Origin of the sequence: Pseudomonas sp. Pseusp16, assembly GCF_047324915.1 — a bacterium.
In the GTDB taxonomy this organism is placed as follows: Bacteria; Pseudomonadota; Gammaproteobacteria; order Pseudomonadales; family Pseudomonadaceae; genus Aquipseudomonas; species Aquipseudomonas fluorescens_CD.
Map to the genome: position 1 here is coordinate 1,730,062 of NZ_CP168522.1, position 18,125 is coordinate 1,748,186.

Annotated in this window: 17 protein-coding genes; 15 read left to right on the forward strand and 2 right to left on the reverse strand. The window is 61.3% G+C overall.

The window, feature by feature from the left end:
- Position 1: 1 nt before the first annotated feature.
- Positions 2-1,492 carry a hypothetical protein gene (locus ACEN8Q_RS07590; protein WP_413704888.1) on the reverse strand — a complete coding sequence of 497 codons (1,491 nt, stop codon included), beginning with the start codon at positions 1,490-1,492 and terminating at the stop codon, positions 2-4.
- 566 nt (positions 1,493-2,058) lie between these two features.
- Positions 2,059-3,081 carry a zinc-dependent alcohol dehydrogenase family protein gene (locus ACEN8Q_RS07595; protein WP_413704889.1) on the reverse strand — a complete coding sequence of 341 codons (1,023 nt, stop codon included), beginning with the start codon at positions 3,079-3,081 and terminating at the stop codon, positions 2,059-2,061.
- A gap of 258 nt (positions 3,082-3,339) precedes the next feature.
- Here ACEN8Q_RS07595 and ACEN8Q_RS07600 point away from each other — a divergent pair, with 258 nt between their 5' ends.
- The 15 genes from ACEN8Q_RS07600 to abaF all read left to right on the forward strand — a co-directional run bounded on the left by ACEN8Q_RS07600 (position 3,340) and on the right by abaF (position 18,111).
- The gene (locus ACEN8Q_RS07600) at positions 3,340-4,254 is read left to right on the forward strand and encodes a LysR family transcriptional regulator (protein WP_413704890.1); all 915 of its coding nucleotides are present in this window, start codon (positions 3,340-3,342) and stop codon (positions 4,252-4,254) included.
- A gap of 180 nt (positions 4,255-4,434) precedes the next feature.
- Positions 4,435-5,118: a GntR family transcriptional regulator gene (locus ACEN8Q_RS07605; protein WP_007994315.1), complete on the forward strand. Its 684-nt coding sequence runs from the start codon at positions 4,435-4,437 to the stop codon at positions 5,116-5,118.
- A gap of 113 nt (positions 5,119-5,231) precedes the next feature.
- Positions 5,232-6,164, forward strand: a complete 933-nt coding sequence (locus ACEN8Q_RS07610) for a 4-hydroxyproline epimerase (protein WP_413422799.1) — start codon at positions 5,232-5,234, stop codon at positions 6,162-6,164.
- Positions 6,161-7,276: an NAD(P)/FAD-dependent oxidoreductase gene (locus ACEN8Q_RS07615; protein ID WP_413422801.1), complete on the forward strand. Its 1,116-nt coding sequence runs from the start codon at positions 6,161-6,163 to the stop codon at positions 7,274-7,276. Before ACEN8Q_RS07610 ends, ACEN8Q_RS07615 begins: the two co-directional genes overlap by 4 nt.
- Positions 7,269-7,505, forward strand: coding sequence for a 2Fe-2S iron-sulfur cluster-binding protein (locus ACEN8Q_RS07620; protein WP_413422803.1), 237 nt, complete (start codon positions 7,269-7,271; stop codon positions 7,503-7,505). Before ACEN8Q_RS07615 ends, ACEN8Q_RS07620 begins: the two co-directional genes overlap by 8 nt.
- The gene (locus tag ACEN8Q_RS07625; RefSeq protein WP_413422805.1) at positions 7,502-8,758 is read left to right on the forward strand and encodes an FAD-dependent oxidoreductase; all 1,257 of its coding nucleotides are present in this window, start codon (positions 7,502-7,504) and stop codon (positions 8,756-8,758) included. Before ACEN8Q_RS07620 ends, ACEN8Q_RS07625 begins: the two co-directional genes overlap by 4 nt.
- A 74-nt stretch (positions 8,759-8,832) precedes the next feature.
- On the forward strand, positions 8,833-9,582 hold the full coding sequence (locus ACEN8Q_RS07630) for a helix-turn-helix domain-containing protein (RefSeq protein ID WP_413704891.1): 750 nt from the start codon (positions 8,833-8,835) through the stop codon (positions 9,580-9,582).
- A 308-nt stretch (positions 9,583-9,890) separates the two neighbouring features.
- Entirely contained in the window at positions 9,891-10,709 is an 819-nt protein-coding gene (locus ACEN8Q_RS07635) for a transporter substrate-binding domain-containing protein (RefSeq protein WP_008018651.1), read from the forward strand.
- 10 nt (positions 10,710-10,719) lie between these two features.
- On the forward strand, positions 10,720-12,498 hold the full coding sequence (locus ACEN8Q_RS07640; protein WP_413704892.1) for an aconitase X: 1,779 nt from the start codon (positions 10,720-10,722) through the stop codon (positions 12,496-12,498).
- Positions 12,491-13,156, forward strand: a complete 666-nt coding sequence (locus ACEN8Q_RS07645; RefSeq protein WP_413422811.1) for an amino acid ABC transporter permease — start codon at positions 12,491-12,493, stop codon at positions 13,154-13,156. Before ACEN8Q_RS07640 ends, ACEN8Q_RS07645 begins: the two co-directional genes overlap by 8 nt.
- A gap of 10 nt (positions 13,157-13,166) precedes the next feature.
- Positions 13,167-13,817: an amino acid ABC transporter permease gene (locus tag ACEN8Q_RS07650; protein ID WP_008018647.1), complete on the forward strand. Its 651-nt coding sequence runs from the start codon at positions 13,167-13,169 to the stop codon at positions 13,815-13,817.
- Positions 13,810-14,532 (forward strand): amino acid ABC transporter ATP-binding protein, encoded by a 723-nt coding sequence (locus ACEN8Q_RS07655; RefSeq protein ID WP_008018646.1) that lies wholly within the window; start codon positions 13,810-13,812, stop codon positions 14,530-14,532. The genes ACEN8Q_RS07650 and ACEN8Q_RS07655 overlap by 8 nt, the downstream gene beginning before the upstream one ends.
- Before the next feature lie 37 nt (positions 14,533-14,569).
- Positions 14,570-15,598 carry a trans-3-hydroxy-L-proline dehydratase gene (locus ACEN8Q_RS07660; RefSeq protein WP_413422814.1) on the forward strand — a complete coding sequence of 343 codons (1,029 nt, stop codon included), beginning with the start codon at positions 14,570-14,572 and terminating at the stop codon, positions 15,596-15,598.
- Positions 15,599-15,724: 126 nt separating this feature from the next.
- The gene (locus ACEN8Q_RS07665) at positions 15,725-16,642 is read left to right on the forward strand and encodes a dihydrodipicolinate synthase family protein (RefSeq protein ID WP_095942202.1); all 918 of its coding nucleotides are present in this window, start codon (positions 15,725-15,727) and stop codon (positions 16,640-16,642) included.
- Positions 16,643-16,716: 74 nt separating this feature from the next.
- On the forward strand, positions 16,717-18,111 hold the full coding sequence (gene abaF, locus ACEN8Q_RS07670; protein ID WP_413422816.1) for a fosfomycin efflux MFS transporter AbaF: 1,395 nt from the start codon (positions 16,717-16,719) through the stop codon (positions 18,109-18,111).
- Positions 18,112-18,125 lie beyond the last annotated feature (14 nt).

Below are 18,125 nucleotides of genomic sequence, written 5' to 3' on the forward strand. Positions count from 1 at the left end.
TTCAGTGACCTGCTGACCATTCATCCACCAACGTTTGATCAGCGCCAGGATCGTCCGCAGTATTTTGCAATGCAGCCCTATGGCCGGGTGTTTGAGGTGCTCCGCTTGCGCTTGCGGGCGCCCCCTCCATGCGATAAAGCTGGCCAATCAGGCTGACGGGCAATCCGCTGACATCACTCATCCATTGCATGATCTGTTCGGCGACCGGATGCCCCTGCATGGCCCGGTGCAACTCGGGCATGGCCACCAGCATGCCCGGATGGCACTGACGCAGAAAACGCTTGAGCCCCGCACCTTTTTCGACAAAAGGCGCAAAAAGCAGGCACACCAGTTGTGTTTCGCTCAAGCCCAGGTTCTTTTGCGCCTCGGCCGCCGCTCGGGCGCGCCGCTCGCTCATTGTCGCCGGGTTGCCGAACACCTCGATGGCCTGCTCGCACAAACGTTCAGGCAAGTGCTTGCGGCGCATCATCACCAAGGCGTGTTGCAGGTATTGCGCAACGCCGGACTCGTAACTGCGCCCCTGAACGAAGCTCGCCTGCAACCCCCGGACGTGCGCCGAGATCGAAGGGCTGACGAATTCGTTGTCGCTGATCTGCGCGAACATTTCGTCAGGCTGGAACCCGAGAAATTCAGTCAGCAATGGCCAGCGCTCTTCCAGGTTAGTGACCAGCAGGTCGTGAATGTCGATGCAAGCCGTACGACGACAGGTCTCAAAGCGCTCTTGCGGACGCCATGGGACCTGGCCGTAATCCACGTAGAACGCCTGATAACAGTCGCTGCCCAGCTCGTCGAGCAATGCGAACAACCCCGCATAACCAGCCTCGCCCGCGTGCGAAGGCTTGAGCCCGGCCTTGATGGCGGCACGCTTCAAACCGTCGATGAACTGTTTCTGCTGACGCGGCGTGTCACTGATGAGCAATGCATCGACACCACCGTCCCAGCGGGCGATTTGTCCGTAGAACTCCCCCGTGGCCAGATAACCGTCATCCCATAGGTCGAACCCTCCGCGCCATTCCCGGCGATGGCCGATCAACAGCTGGTTCAGGCGGCTGGACTCGCGACCGGCGTCGGAGATCGGCGTCAGGTGGTTGAACGGCAAGACTTCGCGATCATCGACCATCAACACCTCGACCCGGGGATCGTCATAGACAAACAATGCGCTGTTGGTCCGGTGCATGTTTTCCTCGGCTGCGCAGCTTGTTCCGTTCAACCGCAACGAGGCGATGCGCAACTGGAATGTCGCTGGCGCCCGCGTGGCAATGGTCAACTGCGCAGCACGCAACAGTGCCAGGGTGTAGCAGTTGTCACGGGCCCCGGACTGGATCGCCAACACCTTGTAATCGCCAATGTGCTCCATGCCCCCCGCCGCTACCGCCAGGCGCTGAATCAACAATTGCAATGCGGTACGTTCAGCGCGCGAGAAATATCCCAGCAATCGCTGCAGCACTTGTTGATAGACATAGTTCATCGCTTGGTCATGGATGCTGGTCATCTTTATTTACCTGATACTCGTAAGTTCAACATCGCGCAGACAGCAAATCCCATTGGACTGTCTGCACGAATGGAGTCATGGACCTTATTGCCAAATGCTAGCACTTGAAATTTCCGGAAATCATTTGAAATGATCGCAGCACCCCCTCGGCTTAATGGCGAAGGCGAGGCTATAGCGCCCGGCTGGCAGGGGTTTTGTCGATTGATTTCGTAGTCCTAGGAAACGTCCGACAAAGTCCCACAGACACTTAACACAAGAAATAAAGAAGAAAGTTGTCATTGTCTTTTTGGCAACTACACAACAACGAACTAATTTGGAGATTTGCACCCACGGCGCACGTTGAAAAGTTACAGCCTGACACCCAGCCATGACTCATTCCTTGAGATGAAAGTAATCATTCAATTATCAGGGCTTAGTGGCTGATTAGAAGCTACAGATTACGAGCAAAAACCAGTTCAGTTGCTGGACCGGTCTGCGGATCGACGGGTTTCGGAGGGCTGAAACGAAAGAGTCCGTGTGGGCACGGACTCTTGAGCGGGGTTACTGGATCGGGTCCTGGGTGAGCGTTATGCCGGTTCGACCTGCAGCGCAACCCTTTCGCGACACGGGCATTCGTCCATGTAGCGGTGCGCTTCGACAAACTCGGCAAACGGGAAGACCCGAGTCTTGAGCGGCAGCAGAACGCGATCGGCGGTCAGCTGATTGATGTCGCGCAAGGCACGTTGCAGTGCTGCCTGGTCCTGGGTGATGCCCAGTTCCGGCTTGCCCGTGAAGTTGCCGATACAGTGCACGAAGAACTGAATGTTCTTCTGGAACGCTGCGCAGGCCGGGAACGGCGTCTGGTTGCCACCTTGCAGGCCGTACAGCACCAGGCTGCCGCGCGGCGCCAGCACATCGCCAAGCAACGACATCTGAGGACCGCCCAAACCATCGAACACCACATCCACGCCGCGGTTATCGGTGATTTTGTTGATCCGCATCAGCAGATCTTCTTCCTCGGTGACGATGACTTTCTCGGCACCCAGCGACAGCAGGTATTCACGTTCCTCCGCGCTCTTGGTCGCGGCGATCACTCGAACACCCAAGGCCTTGCCCAGTTGTACGAACGAGGGGCCTGCGCAGTGGCTGGCGTCGGTCACCAGGGCAAACTGCCCGGGTTTGACCCGTGCCAGATCCGTATAGCCGAAATAGGCAACCAGCAACGGTGTGTAGTGCACGCTGGCTTCAATCGGGCTGAGCACATCCGGGTAGCGGGTCAGAGCCGAGCGCGGCAGAACGATCTGCTCGCCGTAGACCGGGTAATCGTTCGGGCTTTGGGCCGGAAAGCTGGCAACCTTGTCACCAACCGCCAGGTCATCCACGCCCTCGCCGACGGCGGTGACGATACCGGCCATTTCATGACCAAGGCCTGAAGGCAGGCGAGCATGGGACGAGGCCAGGTTCTGGCGCCAGAGAATGTCATACCAGCTGATGCCGATCGCTTCGACGCGCACCTGCACTTCGCCCGGTGCAGGCAGAGCCGCCGCATGCTCTTCGCATTTGAGCACCTCGGCTGGACCAAACTTGTGAAAACGGATCGTGCGGGACATCGCAAACCTCGCCAAATGAACCTCTAATGCCTTGAACTCTAGCTGGGCTTTCAACCCAACACTATCAGTGGCTATTAATAGTCGACATGCCTGTCATTGATTCCACAGCATCGTCAAATGCCGCAGGAATCCGGCCTCCTTGGCAGGAAATCGGAATTACCCGGTGCAGAGTACCAGCCTTTCCCCGTAATATTCCTGCTGGCCATTGTTCTCATATGGCCGCTCACGTCAAGTTTGCTGACTCTGCCAGGACTCCAGATGAATCGTAATGACCTACGTCGTGTCGACCTGAACCTGTTGATCGTTTTCGAAACATTGATGCACGAACGCAGCGTGACCCGTGCCGCGGAAAAACTGTTCCTCGGCCAGCCAGCCATCAGTGCGGCGCTCTCGCGCCTGCGCGGGTTGTTCGATGATCCTTTGTTTGTGCGTACCGGCCGCAGCATGGAGCCGTCCGCCCGGGCGATCGAGATTTTCGCCCTGCTGTCGCCGGCACTGGATTCGATTTCCACCGCGGTCAGCCGTGCCGCCGAGTTCGATCCTGCCACAAGTACCGCCGTGTTCCGCATCGGCCTGTCGGACGATGTCGAATTCGCCTTGCTGCCCATGCTGCTCAAGCGCCTGCGTGCCGAATCGCCGGGGATTGTGCTGGTGGTGCGCAGGGTCAACTACATCCTGATGCCGGGGTTGCTGGCATCCGGTGAGATCTCCATCGGCGTCAGTTACACCACCGACCTGCCGGCCAATGCCAAGCGCAAGGTACTGCGCCGCAGCCAGCCGAAGCTGTTGCGTGCCGACACCGTGCCGGGGCCGTTGAGCCTGGATGACTACTGCGCCCGCCCCCATGCACTGGTGTCGTTTGCCGGCGACCTCAGCGGCTTCATAGATGAAGAGCTGGAAAAGCTCGGGCGCAAACGTCATGTGGTGCTCGCGGTGCCGCAGTTCAACGGTTTGAGTACCCTGCTCTCCGGCACCGACATCGTGGCTACGGTACCGGACTACACCGCCGAAGCACTGACTGCCGCCGGTGGTGTACGGGCCGAAGATCCGCCGTTGCCGGTACGCAGTTTCGAACTGCACATGGCCTGGCGCGGGTCCCAAGACAATGATCCGGGGGAGCGCTGGTTAAGGTCGCGGATTCAGATGTTCTTCGGGGATCCGGATAGCCTCTGAGAAGGCTTGTAGAATACCTCCAAGGGGACCAGGTTTGGCGCAGGCCTGAATGAAAACGGGCGCCTCAGCGGGCGCCCGTTTTGTTGTAGCGGGTTGCATGACCGACATCGGGTGCATCGACGTCGAACCGGGGAAGATCAGCAAAAGAATTTCGTATACCCTAGCGCTATCTCACTCCAAATGACCGCCGCCGTGAACCTACCCAAACTCAACGCACCCGACCTTGGTAACACGCCTTCGACTTCGGAAATCATCACGCGCCATCTGCGGGATGCGATTGTCGCCGGGCATTTTGCCGAGGATGAGCCGATCCGCCAGGACGACATCGCCCGCCAGTTCAATGTCAGCAAGATCCCTGTGCGCGAAGCCCTCAAGCGGCTGGAGGCCGAAGGGTTGGTGATGTTCCAGCGCAATCGCGGGGCAATGGTCACGCGGGTTTCCGATGCGGAACTGGCGCAGATGTTCGAAGTGCGGATGTTGCTGGAGGACAAGATTCTGCGCCTGGCCATTCCGAACATGACCGAAGAGACCTTCGCCCGTGCCGAGCGCATCTGTCAGGAGTTCATCGGCGAGGACGACGTGGGGCGCTGGGCCGAGCTCAACTGGGAACTGCATTCCTGCCTGTACGAGCCGGCGCAGCGACCGTTTCTGGTGAGCCTGATCCGTTCGGTCAACGACAAGCTGGAGCGTTATCTACGCATGCAGATGAGCTTGTCGGCCGGTAAGGAGCGGGCCGATCACGAACACCGCGAGATCCTGGCGGCCTGCCGCGCCGGGGATGTGGACCTGGCGGTGAAGCTTCTGGACGAGCACATTGCCGGCGTCTGCACGACCCTGTTCGAGCACCTGCCCCACACCCACTGACAGCTGCGGAAGCTGTGCCGATTTCGTCATCGACACAGACTAAATCCATCAAGCCGACACCCGCCGCACGGGCCACTCTTGCGTTCACTCAACCGAATGGACGTGGCCCACCCATGAAACGCATCTCTGTGATCGACTCCCACACCGGCGGCGAACCGACCCGCCTGGTGACCGCCGGCTTTCCTGACCTGGGCACTGGCAGCATGGTCGAACGGCGCAAGGTATTGAGCGAACAGCATGATCAATGGCGCGCCGCCTGTATGCTGGAACCACGGGGCAGTGACGTACTGGTGGGCGCCCTACTCTGCGCGCCGGTGGACCCTGGCGCCTGTGCCGGGGTGATTTTCTTCAACAACACCGGTTATCTGGGCATGTGCGGCCATGGCACCATCGGCCTGGTGGCGTCGTTGGCGCACCTGGGCAAGATCGGCCCCGGTGTGCACCGCATCGAAACGCCGGTGGGCACGGTGCAGGCAACCCTGCACGAAGACCATTCGGTGAGCGTGCGCAACGTGCCGGCCTACCGTTATCGCAAAGCGCTGGCGGTGCAGGTGCCGGGCATCGGCCAGGTGGTCGGTGATATCGCTTGGGGCGGCAACTGGTTTTTCCTGATCGCCGAGCATGGCCTGCGGGTGGCCGGCGACAACCTCGAAGCACTGACCGCTTACACCTTCGCCGTGCAGCAAGCACTGGAAGCCCAAGGCATTCGCGGTGAAGACGGCGGCTTGATCGATCACGTCGAGTTGTTCGCCGATGACGATCACGCCGACAGCCGCAACTTCGTGCTCTGCCCCGGCAAAGCCTATGACCGTTCGCCCTGCGGCACCGGCACCAGTGCCAAACTGGCATGCCTGGCCGCCGACGACAAGTTGCAACCGGGGCAGATCTGGCGCCAGGCCAGCGTCATCGGCAGCGAGTTCGAGGGTTCCTACGAACTGCAGGGTGAGCGCATCGTGCCGACCATTCGTGGTCGCGCGTTCATCAGTGCCGAGGCGAGCCTGATCATCGAACAGGACGACCCGTTCGCCTGGGGCATTCGTTCATGAACGAGGGCCAGGTAGCCGATGTGATCGTGATCGGCGCCGGCATTATCGGCGCCGCCTGTGCCCAGGCGCTGGCCCGTCGCGGCTTGCAGGTGCTGGTTTTGGACGCCGGCCTGCACGGCGCCACAGCCGCCGGCATGGGCCACTTGCTGGTACTCGACGACAACCCCGCCGAACTGGCCCTGAGTCAATATTCGTTGCAGCGCTGGCGCGAACTGGGCGCGGACCTGCCCGACAGCTGTGCCTACCGCTGCAACGGCACGCTGTGGCTGGCAGCGAATGTCGAAGAAATGGCGGTGGCCCACAGCAAATTCCTGAACCTGCAAGCCCAGGGCGTGGCGTGCGAACTGATCGGCGCCAATGCCCTGCGCCAGCGCGAACCGGAACTGAGCGAAGGACTGGAAGGCGGCTTGCTGATCATTGGCGACGGCATTCTATACGCCCCGGCCACGGCCGGATGGATGCTCGAAACACCGAACATCCGCCAGCGCCGGGCACGGGTCAGTGCGGTCGATGGCAACCGCGTCTGCCTCGATGATGGTCACTGGTTGAGTGCCGATGCCGTGGTGTTGGCCAACGGTATTCAAGCCAACGAGTTGTGCCCGGAATTGCCCATCGAGCCGAAAAAAGGCCACTTGCTTATCACTGACCGCTACCCCGGCAGAGTCACCCATACGCTGGTGGAACTGGGTTACGTCACCAGTGCCCACAACGCCTCGGGGCCGTCGACCGCCTGCAATATCCAGCCGCGCCCCACCGGGCAACTGTTCATCGGCGCCTCGCGGCAATTCGGCACCACCGACCCGCAGGTCGAAGGCTGGATGCTCGCGAAAATGCTCAAGCGTGCCGCCGAGTACATGCCGGGGCTGGCCCGGCTCAATGGCATCCGTGCCTGGACCGGTTTGCGCGCCGCCAGCCCCGACGGCTTGCCGCTGGTGGGCCAACATCCACAACGTCAAGGCTTGTGGCTGGCAGTCGGTCACGAAGGACTGGGCGTAACCACCGCCCCCGGCACCGCCGATTTACTGGTGGCGCAACTGTTCAACGAAACCCCGCCACTGGCCGCACAACCTTATCTGCCCCAGCGTTTTCTCGGAGAACCGGTCTATGCCTGAGTTGTTGCTGGACGGCCACGTCCTGAAAGTCGCCGAAGGCACCAGCGTCGCCGCTGCCCTGGCGTTGGCCAGTGACGGCTGCACGCGCACCTCAGTCAGCGGTCAGCGCCGTGCGCCGCTGTGCGGCATGGGCATTTGTCAGGAATGCCGGGTGACCATCGATGGCCGGCGTCGCCTGGCTTGCCAGACCCTGTGCCGTGACGGCATGCAGGTGGAGACTCGCCCATGAATGAATACGCTGATCTGTTGATCATTGGCGCTGGCCCTGCCGGGATGGGCGCCGCCCTTGCCGCCGCCCCCAGCGGCGCCCGCATTGTCATGCTCGACGACAACCCGCTGCCGGGCGGGCAAATCTGGCGCGCCGGACCTCAAGCCAACGTGCCCGGTCAGGCCCGGCGCCTGCGCGAGCGTCTGGCGTCGTGCAACAACATCCGCCATCACGCCGGTACCCGGGTGATCGCCGCCCCCGGCGCGAAACAACTGCTGGTCGAAGATGACGACCATGGCTGGTTGATCAGCTACGACAAACTGATTCTGTGCACCGGCGCCCGTGAATTGCTGCTGCCCTTCCCCGGCTGGACCCTGCCGGGAGTCACCGGTGCGGGTGGTTTGCAGGCGCTGATCAAGGCCGGTTTGCCGGTTCAGAACGAGCGCGTGGTGATCGCCGGCAGCGGCCCGCTGTTACTGGCCAGTGCCGCCACCGCCAAACAGCATGGCGCGCAAGTGCAACGCATCGCCGAACAGGCCAGCCGCAGCGCCGTCGCCGGTTTCGCAGCGCAACTGCCGCGCTGGCCCGGCAAATGGCTGCAATCGTTCAGCCTGTTCGACCACCACTACCGCACCGCCACCCACGTATTGGCAGCGCTTGGCACCGACCGAGTGGAAGGCGTGCGCCTGCAACAACAAGGCAACATTGTTGAGTTGGAATGTGATCGGCTGGCCTGTTCTTTCGGGTTGATTCCCAATATTCAGTTGGGTCAGGCACTGGGTTGCGCCATCGAAGATCAAGCCATCACGGTGGATGCCTGGCAGGCCAGCAACCGCGCCGATCATTATGCGGCGGGCGAATGCACAGGGTTCGGCGGCAGTGAACTGGCCTTGGTGGAAGGTGCAATTGCCGGCCACGCTGCGGTCGGCAATCTGGAAGCCGCCAAGCAATTCTGGCCGCGGCGGGCGCGCTGGCAGGGTTTCGCCAAGGCGCTGAACAGCGCGTTCGCCCTCGACCCGCGACTCAAGTCCCTGGCCCAACCCGACACCCTGGTTTGCCGCTGCGAAGACGTGCCCTACGCGGCATTGACCGGTCACTCTGGCTGGCGCGAAGCCAAACTCGCCAGTCGCTGCGGCATGGGTGCCTGCCAGGGCCGGGTGTGTGGCGGCGCAGTACAGCATTTGTTTGGTTGGCAGCCCTCGGCACCGCGCCCACCCTTCAGCCCGGCGCGGATCGAAACCTTGATGTCCCTGGACGATACCCCGTCAGCGTGATGACCACGCCTGGGGTTTCGGCCACGCTGCCGAGTGTCTATGATCCCGGGGGTCCCCCTCAGACCCCCAGCACCATGTATCCCTCGCTCACCACCTTTAAACCATGCGATCTGCCGACGCTGCTTAATAGCCTTCAGCCCATCGCGCTATTGCTCGACACCCTGTCGGACGTGGTGTTTTTCATCAAGGACTGCGAGGCCCGCTACGCCTTCGTCAACCAGACCCTGGCCCGGCGTTGTGGTTTCAAACACAGGGACGAACTGCTGGGGCGCACCGCCGAAATGGTCTTCCCGGAACGCTTCGGTCCGCTGTACACCGAGCAGGATCGGCGAGTGCTGTCCAGCGGTCGCGAACTGGCCGATCAGCTGGAGCTGCATTTGTATTATGGCAATCAGCCGATCTGGTGCCTGACCCACAAACTTGCCTTGAAAAATGAACAGGGTCGAATCGTGGGCCTGGCCGGTATCTCCCGCGACCTGCAATCGCCGCAGTCCAACCATCCCGCGTTCCAGAAACTCGCCGCCGTGGATGCCCATATCCGCCGCCACTTCGCCCGCTCCATCAGCCTCGCCGAACTGACCGCCATCGGTGGCTATTCCGTGGCGCAATTGGAGCGGCATTGCAAACGGGTGTTCCAGCTCACTCCACGGCAAATGATTCACAAGGCGCGCCTGGAAGAAGGTTCGCGGTTATTACTGCACACCGGGTTGCCGATTACCGAGATTGCCTTGCGCTGTGGTTACACCGACCACAGTGCCTTCAGCCGGCAGTTTCGGGCGCTGACCAGTTTGTCGCCGAGTCAGTATCGCGACAACCAGCGTTAGGTTTGGGGGCATATCCGTTTTTGATCTTCAGCGATTGTTCTGACATCGGTGGCTCAAGGCCGCACACAGCATTGACCAGTGTTCCTTAAAGGTGCGCCCACGCTACCGCTGCTCCCAAATGTAACACCTGTCCTCACTGCCTTGGCGTCACCGCGCTACGAGTTGCAGCGCTACAAAACCTCTACGCCAAGGCCTGACAACTAATTCACACCTCGGACTGGAAATAGGCACGTTGATTGCTATTGTTGATATCGTATACGAAATCCCCAATACGATATTCAACAGCACTTCACATCAACGAGGCCTCTATGAAAAACCCCGCATTTGCCGTAGCCCTCAGCGCTGTTCTCAGTACCTCCTTTATCGCCACTGCCCAGGCCGACAAGCTCGACGACATCATCGGTTCGGGCAAGCTGCGCTGCGCGGTGACCCTGGACTTCCCGCCCATGGGCTTTCGCGATGCCAGCAACTCGCCGGCCGGCTTCGATGTGGACTATTGCCGCGACCTGGCGAAGATCCTCGGGGTCGAGGCCGAAGTGGTGGAAACGCCGTTCCCGGATCGCATTCCGGCACTGGTCTCCGGGCGGGCTGACGTGATCGTCGCGTCTACCTCCGACACCCTCGAACGCGCCAAGACCGTTGGCCTGACCGTGCCCTACTTTGCCTTCCAGATGGTAGTGCTGACCCGCGACGACACCGGCATCAACGGCTTCGACGACCTCAAGGGCAAAGCAGTGGGCAACACCAGCGGCACCTATGAGGCCATCGCCCTGGAGAAAGACGTGAAGAACTGGGGCTCGGGCAGTTTCCGAGCCTACCAGTCGCAGAGCGATACCCTGCTAGCCGTCGCCCAAGGCCACATCGATGCCACTGTGGTCACCAACACCGTGGCCGCCGCCACCCTCAAGTCGGGCAAATACAAAAACCTGAAAGTCGCCGGTAACGCCCCGTACGTCATCGACTACGTGTCCCTGGGTGCCAAGCGCAGCGAGTACGGCCTGCTCAACTACCTCAACCTGTTTGTCAACCAACAAGTGCGCAACGGTCGCTACAAGGAGCTGTTCGTTAAATGGGTCGGCACCGAGATCCCGCCGACCAACCTGACCGTGCCTCAGGTCTACTACTGAGATGTCCGGCATGCCTGGGCCAATTTCTCTGACCGGGCGCAGCCTGGTGGCGGGTGCCGCGCAAGGCGCCCTGCTGTTCGCCGATGTCGGCTTGAGTTTCTGGGGCGGAGTCGATCCCTGCACGGGTGAAGTCATCGACCGCCATCACCCGCTCAGCGGCCAACACCTGGCCGGCCGCGTGCTGGCGATTCCCAGTGGTCGCGGCTCGTGCACCGGCAGCAGTGTGTTGATGGAACTGATCAGCAACGGCCATGCACCGACAGCATTGGTGCTGGCCGAAGCCGACGAGATCCTGACCTTGGGCGTGCTGGTGGCGCAAACCATTTTTGCCCGTTCCCTGCCGGTGCTGTGCATCGGCAGGGAGGCCTTCGCCGCCTTGCGCGGCCAGGCCTTCGCCCGGGTCGAAAATACAACGCTGAGCCTGTTCGATCACCTGCCGGGCGACGCCTGGCAAGCGCTCGACAGCCCATTACCAAACACTGACAGCAGCGCCTCGATCAGGCTCACCGGGCACGATCGGGCGATGCTCGATGGCCGGCATGGCAAGGCCGCGAAAATGGCCATGCAGATCGTCCTGCGTATGGCCGAACTGCAGGGTGCCGACCAATTGGTGGATGTCACTCAAGCACACATCGACGGCTGCATTTACACCGGACCGGCGAGCCTGCGCTTTGCCGGGCAACTGGTGCAATGGGGAGCAAAAGTGCGAGTGCCCACCACCCTCAATTCAATTTCCGTCGACCAGCGCCGTTGGCGCGAACTGGGTATCGATCCGGCACTGGGTGAACCGGCCAGTGCCTTGGGCGATGCTTATATGGCGATGGGCGCACAGCTCAGTTTCACTTGCGCGCCGTACCTGCTCGACACTGCACCGAAGGCTGGCGAGCAAATCGTCTGGGCGGAATCCAACGCAGTGGTCTACGCCAACAGCGTGCTCGGTGCACGCACCCTGAAATACCCGGATTACCTGGACATCTGCATCGCCCTCACCGGTCGCGCCCCGCTGATCGGCTGCCACCTGGACGCACAACGCAAGGCCCGGTTGCAGCTCGAGTTGCCTGCCCTCGGTGAACTGGACGATGCCTTCTACCCGCTGCTGGGTTACCACATTGGTGCCCTGGCCGGCAGTCGCATGCCGCTGGTGCTGGGACTGGAAAAACGCAAGCCGAGCCTGGACGACCTCAAAGCCTTTGGCGCGGCCTTCGCCACCACCTCTGCGGCACCACTGTTCCACATCGCCGGGGTCACCCCGGAGGCCATTGACCCGGCGCAGGTGCTGGATGCGGACACTGCCATTGCCGTGGAAAAAATCCGCCTGAAGGACCTGCTGTCGAGCTGGCGCAAACTAAACAGTGCTCGCGATAACCGGGTGGATGTGGTGTCGCTGGGTAACCCGCACTTTTCCCTCAGCGAGTTCGCTCACCTGGCGCAACTGTGCCGGGGACGACAAAGACACCCGGATGTGGTGCTTGCCATCACCTGCGGCCGTGCCGTGCTGGAGCAGGCCCGCGAGGCCGGGCACATCGCCGTGATCGAAGCGTTTGGCGCGACCCTGGTCACCGACACCTGCTGGTGCATGCTCGGCGAACCCGTAATCCCCCTGGCGGCTAAAACCCTGATGACCAACTCGGGCAAATACGCCCACTACGCACCGGGCCTGGTCGGCCGCAAGGTGCACTTCGCCAGCCTTGCCGAATGCGTCGACGCGGCCTGCACCGCAATGGCCAGCGGACGTTTGCCGGCCTGGTTACAACCTGCAGCCCTACTGGAGACCCCTGCGCATGTTTGACTACAGCTTCCAATGGCGCTCCGCCTTGCGCGCCCTGCCGGACATGCTTGCCGGTGCCATCGTCACCTTCGAAACCGCCGCGCTGTCGATGATCTTCGGCGTGCTGATCGCCCTGGTCCTGACGGTGATGCGCGAGGCCAAACACCCATTACTGCGCGGGTTCGGCAACGGTTGGGTATCGATTGCCCGCAACACCCCGTCGCTGTTCCAGATCTACATCCTCTACTTCGGCCTCGGCTCGCTGAACCTGCACGTCAGTTCCTGGTTCGCCCTGCTGGCCGGGATCACCTTCAACAATGCCGGGTATCTGGCGGAGAACTTTCGCGGCGGCCTCAAGGCCGTGCCTGACACGCAGGTGCGTGCGGCGCGTTCCCTCGGCATGAGTGCCTTCCAGGCCTACCGCATGATCATCGTCCCGCAACTGCTGCGGGTCGTGTTCTACCCGCTGACCAATCAGATGGTCTGGGCGGTGTTGATGACGTCGCTGGGGGTGATCGTCGGACTAAACAATGACCTGACCGGTGTGACCCAGGAATACAACGTCAAAACCTTCCGCACCTTCGAGTATTTCGCCATTGCAGCGGTGCTGTATTACTTGATTGCCAAGGCGATCGTCGCGGCAGCCCGGCTGATGGCCTGGCGGTTGTTCCGTTACTGAGGAGCTGTCCATGTTTTCCACCGATTTTTCCTCGAATGACCTGATGTTCCTGCTCAACGGTGCGTGGGTCACGATGCAACTGACGTTCTGGTCGATCATTCTCGGCTCCTTGGCCGGGTTGGTCTTCGGCCTGCTGCGGGCCTTGTTGCCACGGGCCAGCCGGCCGTTGGCCTGGGTGCTGGACGTGTTTCGCAGCGTGCCGTTGCTGATCCAGTTCGTACTGTTCAACTCACTCAAAAGCATCATCGGTTTGAACATCAGCGCCTTTAGCGTCGGCTGCATTGTGTTGGGGGTTTACGCTGCGGCGTACTTCACCGAGATCGTGCGTGCCGGCGTGCTGGCGGTGCCGTTCACAGTGCGCCGGGCCAGCCGTTCGCTGGGGCTGAGCTTCTTGCAGGACTTGCGCTGGATCGTTCTGCCGATGGCCACCCGAGTAGCGTTCCCCGGCTGGCTGAACCTGGTGCTCGGTGTAATGAAAGACACTGCGCTGGTGATGTGGATCGGTATCGTCGAACTGCTGCGCGCCTCGCAAACCATCGTCACGCGCATCCAGGAACCGTTGCTGGTGCTGTGCATCGCGGGCCTTATCTACTACGTCATGAGCCTGGTGGTCGCACGCCTGGGCGCTCGTCTGGAAAGAAGGTGGCAAGAAAATGATTGAGATCGACAACGTACATAAATCCTTCGGCAACCTCGAAGTGGTCAAGGGCGTCAACCTGACGGTGAACAAGGGCGAAGTGGTGTCGATCATTGGCGGCTCCGGCTCCGGCAAATCGACCTTGCTGATGTGCATCAACGGCCTGGAACCGATCCAGAAAGGCAACATCCGCGTTGACGGCGTCGAGGTCCATCACAGCGCCACCGACCTCAATCGCCTGCGGCAGAAAATCGGCATTGTGTTCCAGCAATGGAATGCCTTCCCGCACCTGACGGTGCTGGAAAACGTCATGCTCGCTCCGCGCAAAGTGCTGGGTAAAAGCAAGGCTGAAGCAGAAGAGCTAGCGGTGAAGCAACTGACCCACGTCGGTCTGGGCGACAAGCTCAAGACCTTCCCTGGCAAGCTGTCCGGTGGACAGCAACAACGCATGGCCATCGCCCGCGCCCTGGCCATGTCACCGGACTACATGTTGTTTGACGAAGCCACCTCGGCCCTCGATCCGCAGTTGGTAGGTGAAGTGCTGGACACCATGCGCATGCTCGCCGAAGACGGCATGACCATGGTGTTGGTGACCCACGAAATCCGCTTTGCCCGGGACGTGTCCGACCGTGTGGCGTTCTTCCGCAATGGCCTGGTGCATGAGATTGGTTCGCCGGACCAGGTGATTGGCAATCCGGTGCGTGCGGAGACTGCAGAGTTTCTGAAATCAGTGAAATAGCGACTGAGGCCTTCACAGGCGAAACAAGGAGCAAACCATGCGTTCATCAAAAGTCATTCATGTAGTCAGCTGCCACGCCGAAGGCGAAGTCGGCGACGTGATCGTGGGCGGTGTCGCCCAGCCGCCAGGCGCCACCGTGTGGGAACAGTCACGCTGGATCGCCCGGGACGAAACCCTGCGCAACTTCGTCCTCAACGAACCCCGCGGCGGCGTGTTTCGCCACGTCAACCTGCTGGTTCCGGCCAAGGACCCACGGGCGCAGATGGCCTGGATCATCATGGAACCGGCGGACACCCCGCCGATGTCCGGCTCCAACTCGTTGTGCGTCGCCACCGTATTGCTCGACAGCGGCATCCTGCCCATGACCGAGCCGCAAACACGCCTGGTGCTGGAAGCGCCCGGCGGCCTGATCGAAGCCGTGGCCGACTGCCGGGATGGCAAGGTGAAACGGGTGGAAGTGAAAAACGTGCCGTCCTTCGCTGATCGACTGGATGCGTGGATTGAAGTCGAAGGCATCGGCTCGCTGAAGGTTGACACCGCTTATGGTGGCGACAGTTTTGTGATTGCCGATGCCAAAGGCCTGGGTTTCTCCATCCGCCCGGATGAAGCGGCCGATCTGGTGGCGGTCGGGCTGAAAATCACTCGAGCGGCCAACGAACAACTGGGCTTCGTGCATCCGCTGAATCCCGAGTGGTCGCACATTTCCTTCTGCCAGATCGCCGCGCCGATCGTCAATGAGAACGGCGTCGCCACCGGCGCCAATGCGGTGGTGATTCAACCGGGCAAGATCGACCGCTCCCCCACCGGCACGGGTTGCTCGGCGCGCATGGCGGTGTTGCAGGCCAAAGGCTTGATGCAGGTTGGCGAGCGTTTTGTCGGCCGTTCGATTATCGGCTCCGAGTTCCACTGCCGCATTGATTCGTTGACCGAAGTCGCCGGCCGCGCCGCGATTTACCCGTGCATTTCCGGCCGGGCGTGGATCACCGGCACCCATCAATTGCTGCTCGACCCAAGCGATCCGTGGCCACAAGGCTATCGCCTGTCCGACACTTGGCCCGGCGCCTGATCACGCAATCCCTGCCCCCCCAGACCATCGGCCAGTAAAAACCCCTGAAAACCAGAAAAAGCACTGGCCGAGCATTGTCATTTTAAATGTCGTATACGAAATACTATTAACGAATCGGAGACAACAATGAGCAAGCGCATTAACTGGAGTGGCGTCTTCCCGGCGGTGACCACTCAATTCAACGATGACTACTCTATCAACCTGGAAAAAACCCATCAGGTGATTTCCAACGTGATCCGCGACGGCGTGTCGGGCCTGGTGGTCTGCGGCTCGGTGGGTGAAAACACCTCGCTGACCGCCGAAGAGAAAATCGCCGTGACTGAAGTCGCTGTCGATGCCGCCCGTGGTCGCGTACCGGTGATTTGCGGCGTGGCCGAGTTCACCAGCCTGCAAGCGGCCAAGGTCGCCAATGCCGTACGCCGGGTCGGCGTCGATGGCGTGATGCTGATGCCGGCGCTGGTCTACGGTTCCAAGCCGTTCGAGACCGCCGAGCATTACCGCTACGTGGCGAAAAACGCCGACGTGCCGCTGATGGTCTACAACAACCCGCCTATCTATAAGAACGACGTCACCCCGGACATCCTGATTTCCCTGGCCGACTGCGACAACGTGGTGTGCTTCAAGGATTCCTCCGGCGACACCCGCCGCTTCATCGACGTGCGCAACGAAGTCGGTGACCGTTTCGTGCTGTTCGCCGGCCTCGACGACGTGGTGCTGGAAAGCATCGCCGTGGGTGCCGAAGGTTGGGTCTCGGGCATGTCCAACGTGTTCCCGAAAGAAGGCGAAACCATCTTCCGCCTGGCCAAGGCCGGTCGTTTCGCCGAAGCCATGCCGATCTACGAATGGCTGATGCCGATCCTGCACCTCGATGCCCGTGCCGACCTGGTGCAATGCATCAAGCTGTGTGAAGCCATCGCCGGTCGCGGCAGCGCCTTGACCCGTCCGCCACGCCTGGCCCTGCCGGAAGCCGACCGCGTATTTGTCGAGCAAATCATGGCCAAGGCGTTGGCCAACCGCCCGGAACTACCGGACGTCGGTCTCTGAGTGATTGCCGGGCGGGCCTTTACTGGCCCCGCCCGGCTGCCCGTTTTTTTTGCGTCTTAACAAGGTACGTCAGCATGTCGAATCCTCAACACACGCAAAGCGCAACCACGCCCTCGGGACTCAAACGCGTAGTGGCCGCCGCCATGGCAGGCACCGTCGCCGAGTGGTATGAATTCTTTCTCTACGGCACCGCCTCGGCATTAGTTTTCGGCAAGCTGTTCTTCCGCCAGACCGACAACCCCATCGACGGCATCATCGCCGCCTTCGCCTTGTACGCGGTCGGCTTTCTCGCCCGGCCGCTGGGCGGTCTGGTATTCGGTCACTACGGTGACAAATTCGGCCGCAAACGCCTGCTGCAACTGAGCCTGGTAGTGGTCGGCATCACCACCTTCCTGATGGGTTGCCTGCCTGGCTTCGACCAGATCGGTTACGCCGCGCCGGTGCTACTGGTGCTGTTGCGGTTGATCCAAGGCTTCGCTTTCGGTGGCGAATGGGGCGGCGCGATTCTGCTGGTGTCCGAACACTGCCCGGACAATCGTCGGGGTTTCTGGGCCAGTTGGCCGCAAGCCGGGGTGCCGGCCGGCAACCTGGTGGCCACGGTCGCCCTGCTGCTGTTGTCGTCGAACCTGTCAGAGCAACAGTTCCTTGCCTGGGGCTGGCGCGTGGCGTTCTGGTTCTCGGCGGTAGTCGTGTTGATCGGTTACTGGATTCGCACCAGCGTCGATGACGCGCCGATCTTCAAAGAAGCCCAGGCTCGTCAGGCACAGACCAAACAGCAACAGCTCGGTGTGGTGGAAGTGCTGCGTCATCACTGGCGTTCGGTGCTGGTGGGAATCGGCGCACGCTTTGCCGAGAACATCCTCTACTACACCGTGGTGACGTTCTCGATTACCTATCTGAAACTGGTGGTGCACAAGGACACTTCGCAAATTCTGCTGCTGATGTTCGGCGCGCACCTGGTGCACTTTTTCCTGATCCCGCTGATGGGCTATCTGTCGGACATCGTCGGGCGCAAGCCGGTGTACCTGACCGGCGCGGTGCTCACCGCGTTCTGGGGTTTCATCGGTTTCCCGATGATGGACACCGGCAACAACTGGCTGATCATGGCCGCCATCACTCTGGGCCTGGCCATCGAGTCGATGACTTACGCGCCTTACTCGGCGCTGATGGCTGAACTGTTCCCGACCCACGTACGCTACACCGCGCTGTCCCTGTGCTACCAGGTGGCGCCGATCTTCGCCGGTTCCCTGGCACCGCTGATCGCCATCACCTTGCTCAACAAGTACCAGAGCTCGACTCCGATCGCCTGGTATCTGGTGGGCGCCGCGCTGATTTCCGTGGTGGCTGTCGGCCTGACCCGCGAGACCCGTGGCAAATCATTGCGCCAGGTGGATGCCGAGTCGGCGGCGCGGGTTGCTGCGCTGGACCCAGCCTCGACTAGCCCACGCCGAGCCGACTCTCTGGCCTGAGTAAATCCCTGTAG